Genomic DNA, 18,528 nt, shown 5'->3' on the forward strand with positions numbered 1-18,528 from the left:
GGCACCGGCCCGGAATCACCGGGGAGTGGGAGCGCTCCCAAGAATCCGGGCGCGAGGGAGGGGTGTCAAGGTCCGCAGACGCGGAGGCCGCCGATTCGTGAAAGGTGTGGAAGACCCCTATGTCCCGGCCTCCCGGTCGGTCTACGTTCACGGCGTGATCGAGGAGTGGGAGCGCTCCCAAGACCTGTCCGACCGCAGGAGGCCCGATGCCCCGACGGAACCGGCGGCCGCGGCCGTCCCGCGCGCCCGTCCAGCCACGGCCGGCGGCTCTCCCGCGGGCGGCCCTCCTGGCCGCCGCCCTGCCGCTCGCCGTCCTCCCGTTGGCCTCCGGGTGCCAGGGGACGCCCTCACCGGCCGCCGCGGCGACGGGCTTCCCGCACGACGCCCCGACCCTGCTCGCCGCGGGCGCAGGTCACTTGGAGGGCACGTCCTCGTTCCGCCTCGCCCTGCGGGTCGCCATGCCCGCGGACGGCGGGCGCGCCGCCCACCGGATGGCCATGAGCGGCGTCTGGGACGCGCGCCGTCCCGCCGGGCGCATGGACGGCACGCTGAAGGGAGCGCCCGCCACGGTCCTGGTGATCGGTGACTCCGAGTACGTCTCGCTGCCGGCGCCGGTCCGCAAGAGCACCGGCAGGTCCTGGATGAGGGCCGCGCCCGGCACGCGGACCTTCGCCGGGTTCTCCGACGTCCGCCTCGTCGCCATGGCCCTCCGTACCGGGCAGGGACTGCGGGTGTCCGGCGCGCCGGGCGCCACCTGGCACGTCCAGGGCGCCGTCGACAGGGCCGCCGTGACGCGGGCGAACCCCGACCCGGCGTTGCGCGCGTTCGCCGGCCTGCTGCCGCCGAAGACGCGGTTCGACCTGGTCACCGATGACAGGGGCCGTCCCGTCAGGATCCGGCTCGCCCCCTCCGGGGACGCGAAGAAGGTCCAGGGCACGGTGGAACTCTCCGACGTCGGCGTCCGCCCGGACGTACGGGAGCCGCTCGCGGGCCAGATCCTCACCTCGCCCGGTCCCGCCGTCCGTTGACTTGCGGCGAGTTGCTCGCTTGACCGCCTGGTCACACGACAACTCGCCGCAAGTCAACGTGTGCCGCTCCGCCGTTTGACCTTGCCGTGGCGTCAACGTTTCTACTGAGGGCATGCGGAGCGGTGAGACGAACGTCATCGGCCTGAACGAGATCGACGCCGGCATGGCGGACCTGGTCGGCGGCAAGGCGGCCGGGCTGGCGGCCCTGATCGCGGCGGGGGAGCGCGTCCCGGACGGCTTCTGCGTGACCACGGCGGCCCACCGTGCGGGGACCGTACCGGAGGACGAGATCGCCCGGGCGTACGAACGGCTCGGCGGCGGCGCGGTGGCCGTGCGGTCCAGCGCCACCGCCGAGGACCTGCCGGACGCCAGCTTCGCCGGCCAGCAGGAGACCGTCCTGGGCGTCACCGGGATCGCCGAACTGGCCGGCGCCGTGCGGAAGTGCTGGGAGTCGCTGCGCGCCGAGCGGGCGGACACCTACCGCGCGGCCCACCGGATCGGCGATTCCGAGATGGCGGTCGTGGTGCAGCGCATGATCGACCCGGTGGCGGCGGGCGTGCTGTTCACCGCCGATCCGATCACCGGCCGCCGGACCGCGATGGTCGTCGACGCCGCGCCGGGGCTCGGGTCCGCCGTCGTGGACGGCTCCGTCGTCCCGGATCACTACGTCCTGGAACGGGACGCGCCGGCGGGGCCGGCGGGCGGTTGCCTCACGCCGGAGCGGCTGGACGACCTGCGCGCGGCCGGGCGGCGGCTCCAGGCCCTCTTCGGCTCCCCGCAGGACATCGAATGGGCCTTCGACCGCGAGGGGGTGCTCTGGCTGCTGCAGTCCCGGCCCATCACCACCCTCTTCCCCGCGCCTCCGGACACCGGCCTGCCCGGCCCCCGCGTCTACCTGGAGCTGGGCGCCCAGTTCCAGGGCGTGGTCCGGCCGCTGACCCCGATGGGGATCTCCGCCGGGAAGGCGATGATGGCGGGGCTGGCCGGCTCCTTCGGCGGCAAGGGCACCGGAGACGAGGCCAGGGACGGGGACGGGGACGGGGCCAAGGACGGGGACGGGGGCGGGCTGGTCGAGATCGGCGGGCGCCTCTTCCTGGACGTGACCGGCACCGTCCGCAATGAGGGCGCGGCCAAGTGGCTGCCGAAGGTGGTCGGCGCCGACTTCGGGCCGCGGGTCCGGGCCGTCGTCGAGCACGTGCTGGAGGACCCGAGGTTCGCGCCGCTGCCGGGCACGGGCGGGAGCGGCGTCCCGTTCAGGACGATGGTACGGATCGTCCCGCGCGCGGTCGCCGGGATCGGCGGGGCGCTGGCGCGTCCGGCCGCGGCGCGGGCACGGGCGTTCCGCGCGGCCCGGGAGTTCGAACGGCAGGCGGCGGCCCCGGCCGGGCTGCGGACGGCCGTGGAACGGCTGGAGTTCGTCCGGGCCGCCGGAGCGCCGGCCGCGGGCCTGGACCGGATGCTCTGGCCCCTGCTGGCCGGGATCTTCGCGGGCGCGGCGCCCGGCGCCCTGCTCAAGGGCATCGCGACCGAGGCCGAGGTGAGCACGGTCATGGGCGGCATGCCGCACAACGTCACCGTGGAGATGGACCTGGCGCTGTGGCGGCTGGCCGAGGACGCGCGGGAGCTGCGTGAACCGCTGCTGACCACGCCCCCGGACGAGCTGGCCGTGATGTACCGTGCCGGGGCCCTCCGGGTCGCCGGGCTCCCGGAGTTCCTGGACCGGTACGGGCACCGCGCCGCCGCCGAGATCGACATCGGCGTCCCGCGCTGGGCGGAGGACCCCGCGCCGGTGTTCGCGGCGATCGCGAACTACCTGCGCGTCACCGATCCCGAGCAGGCACCCGACCTGCGTTTCGCGCGGGCCGCCGCCCGCGCGGAGCTGACGCTGGACGCACTGGTGCGGCGGGCGCGCCGGCGGCGGCCGGTCCGGGGCGTGCTCGCCGGCCTCCTCCTGCGCCGGGCCCGGGAGCTGGGCGGGCTGCGCGAGCTGGGCAAGTTCGTCGGGCTGTACGCGCTGCGCGAGCGGCGCCGCCAGCTGCTGCTGGCCGGCGTCGAGCTGGCCGGGCGGGGGCTTCTCGAACGCGCCGACGACATCATGTTCCTCGATCTCGACGAGGCGGCCGGGGCCGCGCGCGAGGGCACCGACCACCGGGGGACGGTCGCCGCCCGCAAGGCGTTCCACGAGCGCGAGCTGCGCCGGACGCGCGTCCCGATCGCCCTGCTGTCCGACGGCACCGACGTCGAGACCCTCCTGGCCCCCGGGCCCGCCGGGGAGGGCGCGCTGGGCGGCATGCCGGCGGCGCCCGGCAGGGCCACCGGACCGGCCCGGGTGGTCCTCGATCCGGCGGGCGCCCGCGTCGAGCCCGGCGAGATCCTGGTGGCCCCCACGACCGACCCCGGCTGGACCCCCCTGTTCCTCACGGCGGCCGGCCTGGTCACCGAGATCGGCGCCGCGCTGGCGCACGGCCCGACCGTGGCCCGCGAGTACGGGATCCCCGCCGTCATCTGCGTCCGCGACGCCACCCGCGAGATCCGGACGGGCCAGACCATCACCATCGACGGGGCGGCCGGAACCGTGATCATCGAGGGGTGAGCGGCGCGTTCCGTGCGGCGTTCCGTGCGGCGTTCCGAGCAATTGCATGCTCGGGCTTGGTGGGAACGGGGCGGTTCCGCGAGAGTAGGGGCATGGACGAGATCGCCATCGTGACCGGTGCCAGCTCGGGGCTCGGGAAGGAGATCGCGCGGGAGCTGGCGCGGATGGGCTACCGGCTGGGGCTGGTGTGCCGGAGCCCGGTCCGGGGGCGCGACGCGGTCGCGGACATCGAGCGCAGCGTGCCGGAGGCGGACGTCGAGCTGTTCCAGGCCGACCTTTCGGTGCAGGCGGACGTACGGGACGTCGCCGCGCGGCTGCTGGACCGCTACGAGCGTATCGACGCGCTGGTGAACAACGCCGGGGTTCACAACCTGCGGGCGAAGGTGAGCGCGGACGGCTACGACCGGATGATCGCCACCAACCATCTCGGGCCGTTCCTGCTGACCACCCTCCTCCTGGAGGCCCTGGAGAGGGCGGCGCCGTCGCGGGTGGTGATGGTGGCCTCGGAGGCGCACCGCCACGCGGGCCGCTGGGACGTGGAGCGGCTCGCCGAGCCCGGCGCGTACGGGCCGGTGGGGTCGATGCGCGTGTACGGCCGTTCCAAGCTGCTGAACATCCTGTTCGCCCAGGAGCTGGCGGAGCGGGCCAAGGGGGTCATCGTCAACGCGGTGTGCCCCGGCCTGGTCGCCACCGGCCTGGTACGGGACGTGCCCGGCGCCGAACGGGCCGAGCGGGTGATGGCCCACACGCCGCTGGTCCGCACGCCGGCGCAGGGGGCGCGGATGGTGGTGAAGCTGGCGACCGAGGGGTTCGACTCGGGCCGGTTCTACTCCACGACCCCGGGCGGGCAGTGGCTGCCGGTGGCGGCGGAGCGGAAGGACGCCGGGCTGCGCCGGGCGGTCTGGGAGCGTTCGGAGGCACTTGTGCGCCTCGGGGAACGATAGTTTGGGGCGTGTGAGTCAGGCGTTCAAGGATCTGTTCTCCGGGATCGGGTACTTCTTCCGTGGTCTGGGCTGGGTGGCCAGGCATCCCCTGCAATGGCTGTTCGGTCTCATCCCGGCGCTGATCGTGCTGGTGGTGTACGCGGCGGCGCTCGGCGCGCTGGCGTGGAACCTCGGCGACATCGCCGGCTGGCTCACGCCGTTCGCCGACGGCTGGTCGGAGTGGCCGCGCGACATCATGCGGGTGGTGGCCGGGATCGCCCTCTTCGGCGCCTCGCTCTTCCTGGCCGTGCTGACCTTCACGGCGCTGACGCTGCTGGTGGGCGACCCCTTCTACGAGAACATCTCGGAGAAGGTCGAGGAGTCGCAGGGCGGCGCGCCGCCCGAGCCCGACGTGCCGCTGATGACGCAGATCGGGCGGGCGGTCAAGGACACCGTGCTGCTGGGCCTGGTGGCGCTGGGCTTCGCGCTCGTCTTCTTCGCCTGCGGGTTCCTGCCCGTGCTGGGGCAGACGGTGGTGCCGGTGGTGGCGGCGTTCGTCTCGGGCTACTTCCTGGCGGGCGAGCTGACCTCGGTGGCGCTGGAACGGCGCGGGCTCCTGCGGAAGGACCGGTTCGCGCTGATGAGGCGGAACCGCGGGGTGGTCGTCGGGTTCGGCGTCGCGACGGTCGTCGTGTTCCTGATCCCGCTGGGCGCGGTGCTGGCGATGCCCGGGGCGGTGGCGGGCGGGACGTTGCTGGTGCGGGAACGCCTGATGGCGGACTCGCTGGTCACCGGTGGTGACGATGGTTCGAGGGTCAATGGCTGAGGCGATAGAAAGATGTGTCCGGAGCGTGATGACCGGCCCGGCGGCGCCGTGTGATCTTGCCGTAACGTGTGCCGCATGTCCGATGAGGGGGAGCGCGGGGGGCGCTGGACCGAGATGAGTGACGACTCTGCCGACCGCGAGGAGAAGGCCCGGGTGAGCGTTCCCGAGGTGGAGGTGCCCGAGCCCGCCGGACGGACCGACTTCTCCGGTCCGCCCAGGCCGCCGGCTCCCGAGGCCGAGGACGTGAAGGTCGCGCCCGTGGCACCGCAGTTCGACGACGCGCTGTTCGACGGCGAGGGCGATCCGAAGTACGCGGGGCCCGCCCCCGCGGCACCGTCGGGTCCGGGCAAGCCGGGCAAGCCGAGCAGCGGCAACTGGCAGATGCCGGACTGGATGGCCGACGAGGACGCGGCGGACGCGAAGCTGGGCCGTTCCGGCGAACGCTTCGACGACGACGGCGGCGGCCGGACCAGGCTGATGCTGTTCGGCGGCGTGGGGCTGCTGGTGGTGGCCCTGGTGGCCGCCGGCGGCGTCTACCTGCTCAAGCAGCGCGGCGGCGAGTCCGAGCCGGCGCAGGTCAAGCCCGGCCGGCAGGCCGCGGACCGGCAGCCGGAGCCGCCGCGGGTGCAGATGCCGCCCGAGAAGCCGCTGAAGCGCTTCGCCGGGCGCCCGACCAAGCCGCTGGGCATGGTCACCGATCCGAAGTCGGGCCTGGCCTACCCGCGGCTGGCCAAGCCGTGGCAGCCGCCGACCAAGGCCAACCGGCTCGGCACCGCGGGCTGGTCGGGGCAGCAGGTGCTGGTCACCGAGCGCCGCGGGTCCCGGCTCTGGTACGGGCAGCTGCTCACCGGCACCCTGAACCCCAACCTCGCGAACGCCTACAAGGGGCCGGAGAGCGTCCCGGCCGTGGCGGTGATGGCCGCCAAGGACATCCAGGCGCAGTACTACGGCTTCCCGCACAAGGCGGTCCCGCTGGCGTCGCAGCCGCTGACGGTGGACGGGCGCAAGGGCTGGCTGGTGGCGTCCTACCTCACCTACAAGAGGGCGGGCGTCCGGGCCACCGGCGAGGTGGTCGCCACGGTGGTCGTCGACAACGGGCGTCCGGCGCCCGCGGTCGCGTTCGCCTCGGTGCCCAACACCCACCGCAAGCTGTGGCCGGACATCAACCAGTTCGTGGCGAAGCTCAAGATCGTGGGCGCCTGAACCGAATAGCGTTCTAGTACGCTGTGACCCGCACCCAACGGAAAGGTGGCGGGTCATGGCGATCGGGCTGACCGAAGAACACGAGGCGCTGGCGGCCTCGGCGCGCGGATTCGTCCAGCGGCACGGCACGGCTCCGGACCAGCACGGCCTGCACCTGCCCGAGGAGTACGGCGGCCAGGGGTTCGGGCTGCTGGAGCAGGCGGTGGTGCTGGAGGAGCTGGGCCGCGCCCTGGTCCCGGGGACGTACGCGCCGACGGTCCTCGCGTCCGCGATCATCGCGGCCGGCGGTTCGGAGGAGCTGCGCGGGGCGCTGCTCCCCGGTCTGGCGAGCGGGGAGACCAGCGCGGGGTTCGGCTTCGGCCCGGGGCTCGTGCTCGGCGGTCCCGGGGTCGACCTGGCGGTCCTGCCGGCCGGCGGCGGGTGGGCCGTCCTGGACGGCGCCGCCGTCCGCGAGGCGGACGCCGAGGCGCTCGACCTCACCCGCCCGGTCGGCTCGGTCGCCCCGGAGGACCTCTCCGTACCGGACGGGCGCGGGCTGCACGGCGGCGCCGACCCCGCCGCCCTCGCGGTCGTGCTGCTGGGGGCCGAGGCGTGCGGCGTCGCGGCCCGTGCCCTGGACGACGCCGTCGCCTACGCCAAGCTGCGCGAGCAGTTCGGGCGGCCGATCGGGCAGTTCCAGGGCGTCAAGCACAAGTGCGCCCGGATGCTCATCGCGGTCGAGCGGGCCAGGGCCGCCGTCTGGGACGCGATCCGGGCGCTGGGCGAGGACGACGAGCGGCAGCGCGCCTACGCGGTGGGCGTGGCGGCCGTCCTGGCGGCGGACGCGGCGGTGTCCTGCGCCGAGGGCAACATCCAGGTGCACGGCGGCATTGGCTACACCTACGAGCACGACGCCCATCGCGTCTACCGCCGGGCGCTGACGCTGCGCGCCGTGCTCGGCCGGGCGAGCGCGCACCGGGCGAGGGTCGCCGGGCTGGCGCTGGAGGGCGTACGGCGGCCGATGAGCGTCGAGCTTCCCGAGGGCGCCGACGCGATGCGCGGCGAGGTCCGGGCGCGGGTGGCGGAGATGGCCGCCATGGACCTCCCGGCGCAGCGGGCGGCGATGGCCGCGGGCGGCTGGGTCACCCCGCACCTGCCCGAGCCCTGGGGCCGGGCCGCCGGGCCGGTCGAGCAGATCGTCATCCAGCAGGAGCTGAAGGCGGCGGGCGTCCGTCCCGTCCCGCTGATGATCGCGGCGTGGGTGGTGCCGTCGCTGGTGCAGTACGGGACGCCGGAGCAGCAGGAGCGCTTCCTGCCGCCGACGCTGCGCGGCGAGATCGTCTGGTGCCAGCTGTTCAGCGAGCCGGGCGCCGGATCGGACCTGGCCGGGCTGACCACCCGGGCCGAGCGCGCCGAGGGCGGCTGGCGGATCACCGGCCAGAAGATCTGGACCTCGCTGGCCCGCGACGCCCAGTGGGGCGTCTGCGTCGCCCGGACCGACCCCGACCGGCCCAAGCACGACGGCATCACCTACTTCCTGGTGGACATGGCCTCGGCGGGCGTCGAGATCCGGCCGCTGCGCGAGTGCACCGGAGACGCGGTCTTCAACGAGGTCTTCCTGGACGAGGTGTTCGTCCCGGACGAGCTGGTGGTCGGGCCGGTGAACGAGGGCTGGCGGGTGGCCCGCAACACCCTGGCCAACGAGCGGGTGGGGCTCACCAGCACCTTCCAGCTGGGCGGTGACCTGCCGAAGCTGGTGGAGCTGGCCACCGGCCTGGGGCTGGACGGCGACGCGGTGGTCCGCGACGAGCTGGGCCGGCTGGCCTGCGACGAGCACGCGTTCGCGCTGCTGGGGCTGCGGGCCACGCTGAAGCAGCTGTCGGGCACCGATCCGGGCGCGACGGCCAACGTCCGCAAGCTGGTCGCGATGGAGCACGGGCAGCAGGTCACCGAGTACGGCTTCACGCTGCTGGACGGGGAGGGGGCGCTGACCGGCGGCTGGAAGTCCGGGCTCCGGCCGCGCTGGACCCGCTACCTGCTGGCCTCCCGCGCCATGACCATCGGCGGCGGGACGACCGAGGTCAACCTCAACGTCATCGGCGAGCGCATCCTCGGCCTGCCCCGCGACCCCTGATCCTTCCGCCGACCCCTGATCCTTCCGCCGGCCCCTTCCGCCGTATCCCGTCCGCTAGGGTCATTCGCCTGATGATGGGGCGAACGCGGCATCTGGCGCCCGCTCTCACCGGGCTCGGGCTCGGGTCGCTGGCGCTGGGGCCGGGGCTCGCGCCGGGCTTCCTGCTGTCGTACGACATGGTGTTCGTCCCGGACCCGGCCCTGAACGCCATGGCCTTCGGGCTGACCGGGACCGTGCCCCGGCACGTGCCGAGCGACGCCGCGGTCGCCGCGCTGGCCCTGGTCCTGCCCGGATGGCTGGTGCAGCGGGTCCTGCTGCTGGCGGTGTTCGTGCTGGCGTGCGCGGCGGCGGCGTCCCTGGTGCCGTCCCGCCGGACGGTGCCGCGGCTGGTCGCGGGGGTCTGCTACGCGTGGAACCCGTTCGTCGCCGAGCGGCTCCTGCTGGGCCAGTGGGCGTTGCTGCTGGGGTACGCGGCGTTGCCGTGGGTGCTGTACGCGGCGGCGGTCAAGGCCGGCGAGCGCGGCGGGTGGCGGTGGCTGCCGGGCGTCATGCTCCCGGCGGCGATCGGCGGTTTCGCGGCGCTCGCCGTTTCCGGGCTCGCGGGGTTCATGGCGGGACGCGGGCGCGGGCGCGTCGTGGTGGCGGGGGTCTTCGCCGTGCTGAGCCTGCCGTGGCTGGTCCCCGGGCTCCTGCGCCCCGGCGGTGTCCCCGGCGACGGCGCGGGGGTCGAGGCGTTCGCGGCGCGCGCGGACACCCCGTTCGGCACGCTCGGCAGCCTCCTGCTGCTGGGCGGCGTGTGGAACGGGGAGACCGTCCCGGCCGGCTACGGCACACCGGTGACGGCGGCCCTGTGGGGCCTGGTCGTGCTCGGTGCGCTGTTCGCGTACGGCAGGTACCGCGAGCGCATCGCGCCCTGGTGGCGTGGTGCGGCGTGGGCGGCAGGCGTGGGGTACGCGGTGGCCGCCCTGGGCGCGGTGCTGCCGCCCGTCCTGGAGACCGCGATCCGGCTGTGGCCGGGCTTCGCCGTGCTGCGGGACGGGCAGCAGTTCGCCGCGCCGCTCGCGGTCGTCGTCGCGGTGGGGCTGGGGCTGGCGGCGGACCGGGCCATCGAGGCCCGGTACGCGCCGGTGGCCCTCGGCGCCCTGCTCGCCCCGGTCGTCCTCCTGCCCGCGCTGGCGTGGGGGGCCGCGGGCCAGTTGCGTCCGGTGGACTACCCCGCGGACTGGGCACGCGCGAAACGGATCATCGAGGCCGACCCGGAGCCGGGCGACGTGCTCGTCCTGCCGTGGGCGGCCTACCGCGCCTACCCCTGGAACCACGGCCGGCGCGTGCTCGACCCGCTGCCCCGCTACCTGCCGCGGCGGGTCGTCGTGAACGACGCCGTGACGGTGGGCGGGACCACGCTCGCGCCCGAGGATCCCCGCGCCGTGCGCCTGGACGGGGCGATCAGGTCGGGCGGCCCGCTGACCGGGGTCCTGCGGGACGCGGGCGTGCGCTACGTCGCGGTGGACGCCGCCGACCCGGAGGCGGGGCCGGACCGCCTGCCGGGCGCGGAACGGCTCGTCCAAGGCGCCGATTTGGTGCTGTACCGAATTGCCGGGACCGCCGCGACTCCGGAGCGGAACGCCCCCGTTCTCGCGGTCATCGCCGCCTGGATCGTCGCGAGTGTCCCGTTGATCTGGTCAATGATCAGCGCAATGGCTACTCTGGGCACCCGGTTACTCGGCAGTACCACCCCCCGTCGAAGGGCCCCCTGATGCGCATCGCCATCGCAGCACTCGTCGGTGTCCTGCTGGCCGCCGGCACCTCGGTCGGCGTGGTCCAGCTGGCGAACGCCTCCCAGCAGGACCCGGTCATCAAGCCGCTCTACAACTACGGCTCGCGCTGATCGTCGCCCCGAGGTCCACTCGTGGGCGCCCAGCGCAGCGAACAGGCCCGGCTGGAGATCGTGGTGCCGGCCTACAACGAGGCCGCGCGGCTCCCCGGGGGGCTGGCCCTGCTCGGCGAGAAGCTGGCCGGGGCCGCCCCGCGGTCGGAGATCATCGTGGTCGACAACGCCAGCACCGACGGCACCGCCGCCGTCGTCTCCGGCTGGCGCGGCCCGGTCCCGGTGCGCCTGGTGCGCTGCGCGCGCCGCGGCAAGGGCGCCGCCGTCCGGGCCGGCCTGCTGGAGACCCGTGCCCCGTACGTGGGGTTCTGTGACGCCGACATGGCGACCGACCTGGCCGCGCTCGACGGCGCGCTCGCCCTGCTGCGCGCCGGCCATCCCGTGGTGGTCGGGTCCCGGCGGCATCCCGGCTCGCTCGTCGAGGAGTACGCGCAGCCGATGCGCAGGCTCGGCGCGATCACCTTCAACCGCCTGGTCCGCGACCTGGCGGGCGGCATCGCCGACACCCAGTGCGGCTTCAAGTTCTTCTCCGGCCCGCTGGCCCGCGCCGCCGCCGCCGAGCTGCGCACGGCCGGGTTCGCGTTCGACGTCGAGCTGCTGATGCACTGCGTCCGCCGGGGCGCCTCCGTCACCGCGATCCCGGTGATCTGGCGGGACCGGCCCGGCACGACGTTCTCGGTGCGCCGCCACGCCTCCGCCTGCCTGCTCGACCTGGCCCGCATCCGTGCCCGCGCGGGACTGCGCGGGTCTCGCCCGGCCCGTCCCGGCGCGCCCGCCGGCGGTTCCGGCGGCCCGCCGCCCGGCAGGTCCGGCGGCGGGCCCGTCCTCGGCGTGCTCGTCCCCGGCGGCCCCCTCCCCGGCGGTCTCGTCCCCGGCGGGGCCGTCACGGCCGGGCCGTTCCTCCCGCCGTTCCGGCACGTCCAGGGGGCGGTGCCGCCGCTGCCGGAGGGCCGCGGAGCCGGAGCGGGATGAGCGACGGCGTCGCGGGGACGCGGCTGGCGGTCGTGAACTGGCGGGACCCCTGGCATCCGGCCGCGGGCGGGGCGGAGCGCTACGCGTGGGAGGTGGCGCGGCGCCTGGCCGCCGCCGGGGCCCGCGTCCGGTACGTGACGTCCCGGGCGCGCGGGCAGCGGCGGCGCGACCGGGTGGACGGGGTCGAGTTCGTCCGGCTGGGCGGCCGGTTCACCGTCTACCCGCGGGTGCTGCTGTGGACGCTGGCGCGGCGGCGGTCCTTCGACGCCGTTCTCGACTGCCAGAACGGCATCCCCTTCTTCACCCCGTGGGCCCTGCCGCGGCGCGTCCCGGTGTTCTGCGTGGTGCACCACGTGCACGACGCGCAGTTCGGCCTGTACTTCCCGCGCTGGATGGCCTGGGTCGGCCGCGTCCTGGAAGGCCCCGTCAGCCGCTGGACGTACCGGCGCCACGCCCTGGTGTGCGTGTCCCCTTCGACGCTGACCGCCGTACGGGAACGCCTGGGCTGGACCGGCTCGGCCTACGTGGTGCCCAACGGCGTGACCGTCCCGCCGCACGACGCGCGGGACGTCGAGCCGCCTCCGGGGGACCCCGAACTGGTGTGCGTGACGCGCCTGGTCCCGCACAAGCGCGTGGAGAGCCTGCTCGACCTGGCCGAACGGCTGGCGGGCCTCCACCCCGCACTGCGGCTGAACGTGATCGGCGACGGCCCCGAGGCCTTGGCGCTGGCCGCCGCGATCGCCCGGCGCGGCCTCGGCGAGGTCGTCGTCCCGCACGGGTACGTCCCGGAGGAGGACAAGGCCGCCCTGGTGGCGCGCGCCCGCCTCCACCTCAGCGCGTCGCGGGGGGAGGGCTGGGGGCTCAGCGTCATCGAGGCCGCGGCGCTGGGCGTGCCGACCGCCGCCCACGACGTCGACGGCCTGCGGGACGCCGTCCGCGACGGCGTGACCGGCTGGCTGGCCGGCCCGGACGAGGACCTGGCGGAGGCCGCCGGGCGCGCCCTCAAGGAACTGGCCGACCCGGCGCGGCGGCGGGAGGTGGCCGGCGCCTGCCGGGAGTGGGCCGCCGCCTTCGGCTGGGCCCGGACGGCCGACCGCTGGGCCGCGCTGGTCGCGGCGGCGGTCGCGACCGGATCGGCCGCCTCCGGCGACCGGCGGGCGCATGCCGTCCGGCGGTACGGTGACGCCCGGTCGCGGGTCGTGGAGGGGCCCGTCCGCGACCTGCTGCTGGCCGGGGCCGGCCCGGACCTCACGGTCCGGGAGGCGACCCCGCTGGAGCGCCTCCTCGGGTACGCCGACGACGACGCGAGCTGAGCCGCAGGCGTACGCGCCCCGATGAGAAGGACCCGCACGCAACGACCGTACGGAACGACGAGCCGCACGGAACGACGACCCGAAGGGAGCCCGGGCGAGCATGGCCGTGGAAGAGGCGGACCGGCCCCGGGCCGGGGGGATCCCCGCCGCGGCGGACGGCCCCGGCGTCGATCCGCGGCTCCGCGACCGGCTGCGGACGGCGGTGTGCTGCCTGGCCCTGACCGCACTGGCGTTCTGTACCCGGCCCGGCGCGATCCTGGCCGAGACCAAGATCGACATGGCGGTGAACCCGCTGGGGTTCCTGGGCCGCGCCCTGCACCTGTGGGACACCGGGCAGTTCGGCCAGCTGCAGAACCAGGCGGCCGGCTACCTGTTCCCGATGGGACCGTTCTACGCGCTCGCCGACCTGCTGGGCCTGCCCGCCTGGATCGCCCAGCGGTGCTGGCTGGCGCTGCTGATGTGCCTGGCCTTCCTGGGCGTACGGCTGCTGGCGGCGCGGCTGGGGATCGGCGGCCCGGACTCCCGCCTGGCGGGCGCCATGGCGTACGCGCTGGCGCCCAACGCGCTGGCGACGCTGGGCCAGATCTCCTCCGAGTACATGCCGGTGGCGATGCTGCCGTGGATCATGCTGCCGCTGGTCACGGCGGCGGGCGCCGCGGACCGGCGCGGCGGCCGGGTGCGCGCGGCGGCGCGGTCGGGCCTGGCCGTGGCCTGCTGCGGCGGCATCAACGCCACCGCGACCGCCGCGGTGCTGGTCGTCCCGTTCCTCTACCTGGTGACCCGCCCGCGCGACCGGGGCCCCGGCGCGGTCCGGCTGCGGCGGGCGCGGCTGCTCGGCTGGTGGTCGGCGGCCGTCGCCGCGGCGACCGCCTGGTGGCTGGTCCCGCTGCTGCTCACCGGCACCTACGGGTTCTCCTGGCTCACCTACACCGAGAAGGCGGCGACCACGACCGGGCCCACCGGCCTGATCAACGTGCTGCGCGGCGCCGAACGCTGGGTCAACTACCTCGTCGTGGACGGGCAGGTGTGGTCGCCCGCCGGGCACGGCCTCTCGCTCGACCCCCTGCCGGTGCTGTGCACCGGGCTGGTCGCCGCGCTGGGCCTGGCAGGGCTGGTCACCCGGCTGCTGCCCGAGCGCGCCTTCCTGCTCCTGACCCTGCTGGCCGGCCTGGCGATCGTGTCCGCCGGGCACCTCGGCGCGCTGCCCGGCCCGTTCGCCGGGCAGGTGCGGGAACTGCTGGACGGTCCGCTCGGGCCGCTGCGCAACCTGCACAAGTTCGACGCGGTCGTCCGGCTGCCGCTCGCGCTCGGGCTGGCCCACCTGCTGACCGTGGCGTCCCGCGCCCGGCTCGCGCGGGGGCCCCGCGCGCCGCGCGCCGGGCGGGGGCCGGTGTTCAGGACGGCCGCCGTGCCCGCGCTGGCGCCGGCGCTGGCGGTCGTCGCGCTGGGCGGCATCGCGGCCACGGGCGTCTCCCGCGGCCTGACCGGGCCGGGCGAGTTCGCGCAGGTGCCGCGGTACTGGAAGGACGCCGCCTCCTGGCTCAACGCGCACGCGGGACGGCAGGGCGTGCTCGCCCTGCCCGGCGCGCCGTTCGGCGAGTACGTGTGGGGCCGGCCGATGGACGACATCGTCCAGCCGCTGCTGACCGCGCGCTGGGGCGTGCGCCAGCTCGTCCCGGCGGGCTCGCCCGGCTACACCCGCGCGCTCGACGCGGTCGACCGGCAGGTGAGGTCCGGGCGGGCGTCGCCCGGGCTGGCCGCGTTCCTCGGACGGATGGGCGTCCGGTACGTCCTGGTCCGCAACGACCTGCGCAGGGAGGGGCTGCGCGGCGGCTGGCCCGCACGGCTGCGCCAGTCCCTCCAGGCCTCGCCCGGGCTGCGCAAGGCGGCGTCCTTCGGCGACCCGGTCGGGCACGACCCGGCCGACGACGCGGTCTCGTCCCTGGACCAGCCATCCCCGGCGCTGGAGGTGTACGAGGTCGAGGACGCCGAGGCCGTGGCGACCCTGTCCGGCGCCGCCGCCCCCGCCCGGGTGTACGGGGGGCCCGAGTCGCTGCTGGCCCTGTCGGAGGCGGAGGCGCTCCCGGAAGGGCCGGCCCTGATCGGCGACGACGCGGCCGACCTCGGCGGCACCCCCGTGATCAGCGACTCGCCGCGGCTGCTGCGCCGCGAGTTCGGCGAGCTGCACCAGACCTCCCCGACCCTGACCGCCGCCGAGCGCGACCGGGCCGCCGATATCACCGACGACGCGTGGGAGGCGTACACGACCACGGTCGCCTACGACGGCGTCCGCGACGTCACCGCCTCCTCGTCCGCCGGTGGCCACGACGCGATCCCGCAGGCCCGCAGGCCGGGCGCGATCCCGTACGCCGCCCTGGACGGCGATCCCGCGAGCGCCTGGGAGACCGGCGGCTGGAGGGGCCCGGTCGGCCAGTGGCTGAAGGTCGACTTCGGGACCGCGCGGGAGATCCCCGGGCTCTCGGCGACGTTCGTCCAGGACGGGCGCCTCGGCCCGCCCGTCGCCCGCGTCGCGGTCGAGACCGAGCGCGGCACCGTCGAGCAGCCGGTCCGCGCCGTGGCCGGGGCCCAGCCGCTGCGGGCCGCGCCCGGCGCGACCCGCTGGCTGCGGCTGCGCATCACCGGCCTCGCCTCGGCCCCCGCCGCCCCGATGTTCGCCCGCGCCGCCGTCAGCGAACTGTCCGTCCAGGGCGTCCGGCCCGGCCGTACCTACCGGCTCCCGGCCCCGGCCGGGCTCACCGGCGACCCCTCGTACGTCATGAGCCGCGTCCCCGGCGCGGCGCCGGAGTGCATGAAGGGCGTGCGGCGCTGGGTCTGCTCGGACTCCCTCGGGGCGCGCGGCGAGGAGGGCGACGGGTTCGACCGGACGTTCACCGCGGGACGGGCGGGCCGGACCGCGCTGGCGGGGACGGCCGTCCTCACCGATCCGCGGCTGATCGCCCGGTACACCGCGGCGCCGGGACGGCCGCGGGTCACCGCCTCCAGCGCGCTCTCGTTCCACCCGGCCGCCCAGGCCAGGTCGGCCTTCGACGACGATCCGGCGACGACGTGGATCGCCGCCGCCGGGGACCGGGCCCCCGTCTACACCGTCCGCTGGGACCGCGAACGGACGATCTCCTCGATCACGCTGCGCCGCCCGCCCGGCGCGGCCGGCCCCGTCCAGGTGCGGATCGAGGGCCGGGGCGGCCGGACCCGCGAGGCGATCCCGGACGACCTCGGGCGGCTCACCTTCGCCCCGCTGCGCACCGACAGGCTGACCCTGACGTTCCGGCGCGGCGGAGGGCTCCAGCCCCTGCAGATCACCGACGTGGTCGTGCCCGGCGTGCGGAGCCTGCCCGACGTCCGGACCTTCCCCCTCACGCTCGACTGCGGGTTCGGGCCCCGGCTGAGCCTGGACGGCCGCACCGTGCCGACCAAGGTCACCGGGACGCTGGGGGATCTCCTGGAGGGGCGCCCGGTCGCGTTCGAGGCGTGCCGGCCGGTCACCCTGCGCGAGGGACCCAACCGGCTGGCCGCGGAACCGCTCGACGGCTTCCGGGTCGAGTCCGCCGTCGTCGGCGACCGCGCCGCGGCGGGGGAGCCGGGAGAGCAGGCGGCCTCAGGAGAGGACGCGGCACCCGGAGAGCAGGCGGCGCGTCCGGTACGGGTGCTGCGCTGGACGGCGGGGGAGCGCGCCGTCCGGGTGGACGCCGCCCAGGCGTCCTTCCTGACCGTGAACGAGAACTACAACCCGGGCTGGACCGCGCGCGCCGGAGGCAAGAAGCTGCGGCCCGTCCGCCTGGACGGCTGGAAGCAGGGCTGGGTGGTGCCCGCCGGGACCACGGGCACCGTCGAGCTGACCTTCCGCCCGGACGTCGCCCATCGCGCCGGGGTCGTGGGCGGCCTGGGCCTGCTGGTCGTGCTGCTGCTCGTGGCGGTGCGGCCTCGCGGCGCACGTCCGGTGCCCCCTCCGCCGCCGGCCGGCGCCCCGGGCTGGCCCGCCTGGGCCGCCGTCGCCCTCGCCGCCGTCCTCGGCGGGTGGATCGCCGGGGTGCCCGGGCTGGCCGTCACGGCGGCGACGGCGGCGCTCTGCGGCTGGACGCGCACCCGGGGATCCCCGCTCTGGCGGGCCTCCACGGCGCCCTGGACGGCCGCCGTGCTCATGGCCGCCGGGACGGGCTGCCTGGCCGCGGGCCTGTGGACCGGGGTGCTGGACGACGCCGCGTCGCCGTCCGGAGCCGTCGGCGACGCCGTGCCCCAGCTGCTCGGCCTGGTCATCATCGGCCTGCTGGCCCAGGAACTGTGGCGTCCCGGCCGCCGGCCGGGGGCGGATCCGGAAGGGGCGTTCGAGGTGAGCTGGGCGCGCGCGGACGGCCCAGCCGCAGGGCCGGACGTTCCACCAACGCGTAGCTCACCGTCGCCGCTGCGATGGACGCCGCCAGGAGGAGAGGCAGATCCGTCGCCACGTCCCCCCGGAACTGCCGGTCCGTCCACTCGTACCAGCCCACGATGATGAGCATCTGCCACAGGAAGAGGCTGTAGGAGATCCTCCCCAGGAACCGCGTCACCCGGTTGCCGAGGACCGCTTCGAGCCCCGGCGCCCCGGCCGGGGCCAGGGCCACGGGCGCCACGAACGCGGCGGCGCACAGGCCGTACAGGAGCAGGTCCAGGACCGACGTCCAGAACACGTCCGGCGTCACCAGATCGAGCGGCCCGGTCGCCGGGGTCGAGGCGATCACGTACAGCAGCGCGGCCCCGGCCCAGCAGGTGCGCCAGGAGGCCGCGACCGTCGCGCAGCCACGCGCGACCGGGCCGCCGGGCTCCAGCCGCGCCCAGACGGTGACCACGGCCAGGGCCATCCCGATCGCGAACCAGGCGAGGAAGCGCGGGAGCCAGAGCCCGAGCAGCGGCCGGTACCCCGGGACGAACATCGCGACCGTGTAGACCGGCGAGATCGCGGCGTACACGGCGATCGCCCGCAGCAGCCGCCGCGCCCGCACACCCACGTCACCGGTCCTGCCGCGCCGCGCGTACCACGCGAGCACCGCGGCCGTGGCAGGCAGGGAGAGGTACCAGGCGGCCTCCACCACCAGGCTCCAGACCTGGCCGAGGTGCGGAGGGCCCAGACCGCTCCGCCACCACGGGTCGGGCAGGTAGGTGTGGGTCAGTGTCAGCAGGGAGAGCCACGTCCTCAGGTCGGACACGTGGCTCAGCCCGGCGGTGAGCATGAAGACGGCCACCACCGCCCAGTAGGCGGGCAGGATCCGCGACACCCGCTTGCGCAGGTACGTCCGGACGCGCGGCCCTGGCCGGGGCCCCTCCAGGACGGCCGCGGCCCAGGGGCGGTAGAGCAGCAGCCCCGAGAGGGTGAAGAAGATGGGGACGCCCACCTGGCCGCCGTTGTAGAGCCACCCGGCACCGCCCTGCGCGGTGAGCGCGCCGGAGGTACTGGCCACGTGGTACACCAGCACCGCCAGGGCGGCCACCGCCCGTACCCCGTCGAGCGTGTCCTGGCGGCCCGAGATCGGCGGGACCCCTCCGGCGACCGCGTCGCCGTACGACCGGCCGGGGCTGGACGGGGCCGTCGCCATGGGCCACCTCACGGGGGTCGGAAGCTGCGCGGGCGTGACGCCGGATCCTACCGACCGGTAGACCGCCGGCGGGAGCCCTCC

11 protein-coding genes and 1 pseudogene are annotated in these 18,528 nt (G+C 75.9%); 11 read left to right on the plus strand and 1 reads right to left on the minus strand.

Features of this window, described 5'->3' with window-relative positions:
* Positions 1-206: 206 nt before the first annotated feature.
* The 11 genes and pseudogenes from IW256_RS04400 to IW256_RS40815 all read left to right on the plus strand — a co-directional run.
* Positions 207-1,028, plus strand: coding sequence for a hypothetical protein (locus tag IW256_RS04400; protein ID WP_197009716.1), 822 nt, complete (start codon positions 207-209; stop codon positions 1,026-1,028).
* 112 nt (positions 1,029-1,140) lie between these two features.
* Positions 1,141-3,621: a PEP/pyruvate-binding domain-containing protein gene (locus IW256_RS04405; RefSeq protein ID WP_197009717.1), complete on the plus strand. Its 2,481-nt coding sequence runs from the start codon at positions 1,141-1,143 to the stop codon at positions 3,619-3,621.
* Positions 3,622-3,713: 92 nt separating this feature from the next.
* Positions 3,714-4,565: an SDR family NAD(P)-dependent oxidoreductase gene (locus IW256_RS04410; protein ID WP_197009718.1), complete on the plus strand. Its 852-nt coding sequence runs from the start codon at positions 3,714-3,716 to the stop codon at positions 4,563-4,565.
* A gap of 10 nt (positions 4,566-4,575) precedes the next feature.
* Positions 4,576-5,370, plus strand: a complete 795-nt coding sequence (locus IW256_RS04415) for an EI24 domain-containing protein (RefSeq protein ID WP_307828733.1) — start codon at positions 4,576-4,578, stop codon at positions 5,368-5,370.
* A gap of 75 nt (positions 5,371-5,445) precedes the next feature.
* Entirely contained in the window at positions 5,446-6,573 is a 1,128-nt protein-coding gene (locus tag IW256_RS04420) for a flagellar basal body-associated FliL family protein (RefSeq protein WP_197009720.1), read from the plus strand.
* A 55-nt stretch (positions 6,574-6,628) separates the two neighbouring features.
* Positions 6,629-8,686, plus strand: coding sequence for an acyl-CoA dehydrogenase family protein (locus IW256_RS04425; RefSeq protein ID WP_197009721.1), 2,058 nt, complete (start codon positions 6,629-6,631; stop codon positions 8,684-8,686).
* Positions 8,687-8,757: 71 nt separating this feature from the next.
* Complete coding sequence (locus IW256_RS04430) at positions 8,758-10,443, plus strand: MmpA family trehalose lipid delivery protein (protein ID WP_197009722.1); 1,686 nt, start codon at positions 8,758-8,760, stop codon at positions 10,441-10,443.
* Positions 10,443-10,574, plus strand: a complete 132-nt coding sequence (locus IW256_RS42050) for a hypothetical protein (protein ID WP_269217908.1) — start codon at positions 10,443-10,445, stop codon at positions 10,572-10,574. Before IW256_RS04430 ends, IW256_RS42050 begins: the two co-directional genes overlap by 1 nt.
* Positions 10,575-10,595: 21 nt before the next feature.
* Positions 10,596-11,546: a glycosyltransferase gene (locus tag IW256_RS04435; protein ID WP_197009723.1), complete on the plus strand. Its 951-nt coding sequence runs from the start codon at positions 10,596-10,598 to the stop codon at positions 11,544-11,546.
* Entirely contained in the window at positions 11,543-12,859 is a 1,317-nt protein-coding gene (locus tag IW256_RS04440; RefSeq protein WP_197009724.1) for a glycosyltransferase family 4 protein, read from the plus strand. The genes IW256_RS04435 and IW256_RS04440 overlap by 4 nt, the downstream gene beginning before the upstream one ends.
* A 100-nt stretch (positions 12,860-12,959) precedes the next feature.
* Positions 12,960-16,136, plus strand: a pseudogene (locus tag IW256_RS40815) (alpha-(1->3)-arabinofuranosyltransferase domain-containing protein); the annotation flags it as partial.
* Between the two features lie 997 nt (positions 16,137-17,133).
* Here IW256_RS40815 and IW256_RS40820 read toward each other — a convergent pair.
* On the minus strand, positions 17,134-18,447 hold the full coding sequence (locus IW256_RS40820; protein ID WP_231403656.1) for an acyltransferase family protein: 1,314 nt from the start codon (positions 18,445-18,447) through the stop codon (positions 17,134-17,136).
* Positions 18,448-18,528: the final 81 nt, after the last annotated feature.

The organism is Actinomadura viridis, assembly GCF_015751755.1.
In the GTDB taxonomy this organism is placed as follows: Bacteria; Actinomycetota; Actinomycetes; order Streptosporangiales; family Streptosporangiaceae; genus Spirillospora; species Spirillospora viridis.

Coding starts and splice junctions, on each gene's coding strand:
- IW256_RS04420 (WP_197009720.1), top strand. CDS start 5,446: ATGTCCGATGAGGGGGAGCGCGGGGGGCGCTGGACCGAGATGAGTGAC.
- IW256_RS04430 (WP_197009722.1), top strand. CDS start 8,758: ATGATGGGGCGAACGCGGCATCTGGCGCCCGCTCTCACCGGGCTCGGG.
- IW256_RS04440 (WP_197009724.1), top strand. CDS start 11,543: ATGAGCGACGGCGTCGCGGGGACGCGGCTGGCGGTCGTGAACTGGCGG.
- IW256_RS04425 (WP_197009721.1), top strand. CDS start 6,629: ATGGCGATCGGGCTGACCGAAGAACACGAGGCGCTGGCGGCCTCGGCG.
- IW256_RS40820 (WP_231403656.1), bottom strand. CDS start 18,447: ATGGCGACGGCCCCGTCCAGCCCCGGCCGGTCGTACGGCGACGCGGTC.
- IW256_RS04410 (WP_197009718.1), top strand. CDS start 3,714: ATGGACGAGATCGCCATCGTGACCGGTGCCAGCTCGGGGCTCGGGAAG.
- IW256_RS04405 (WP_197009717.1), top strand. CDS start 1,141: ATGCGGAGCGGTGAGACGAACGTCATCGGCCTGAACGAGATCGACGCC.
- IW256_RS04400 (WP_197009716.1), top strand. CDS start 207: ATGCCCCGACGGAACCGGCGGCCGCGGCCGTCCCGCGCGCCCGTCCAG.
- IW256_RS42050 (WP_269217908.1), top strand. CDS start 10,443: ATGCGCATCGCCATCGCAGCACTCGTCGGTGTCCTGCTGGCCGCCGGC.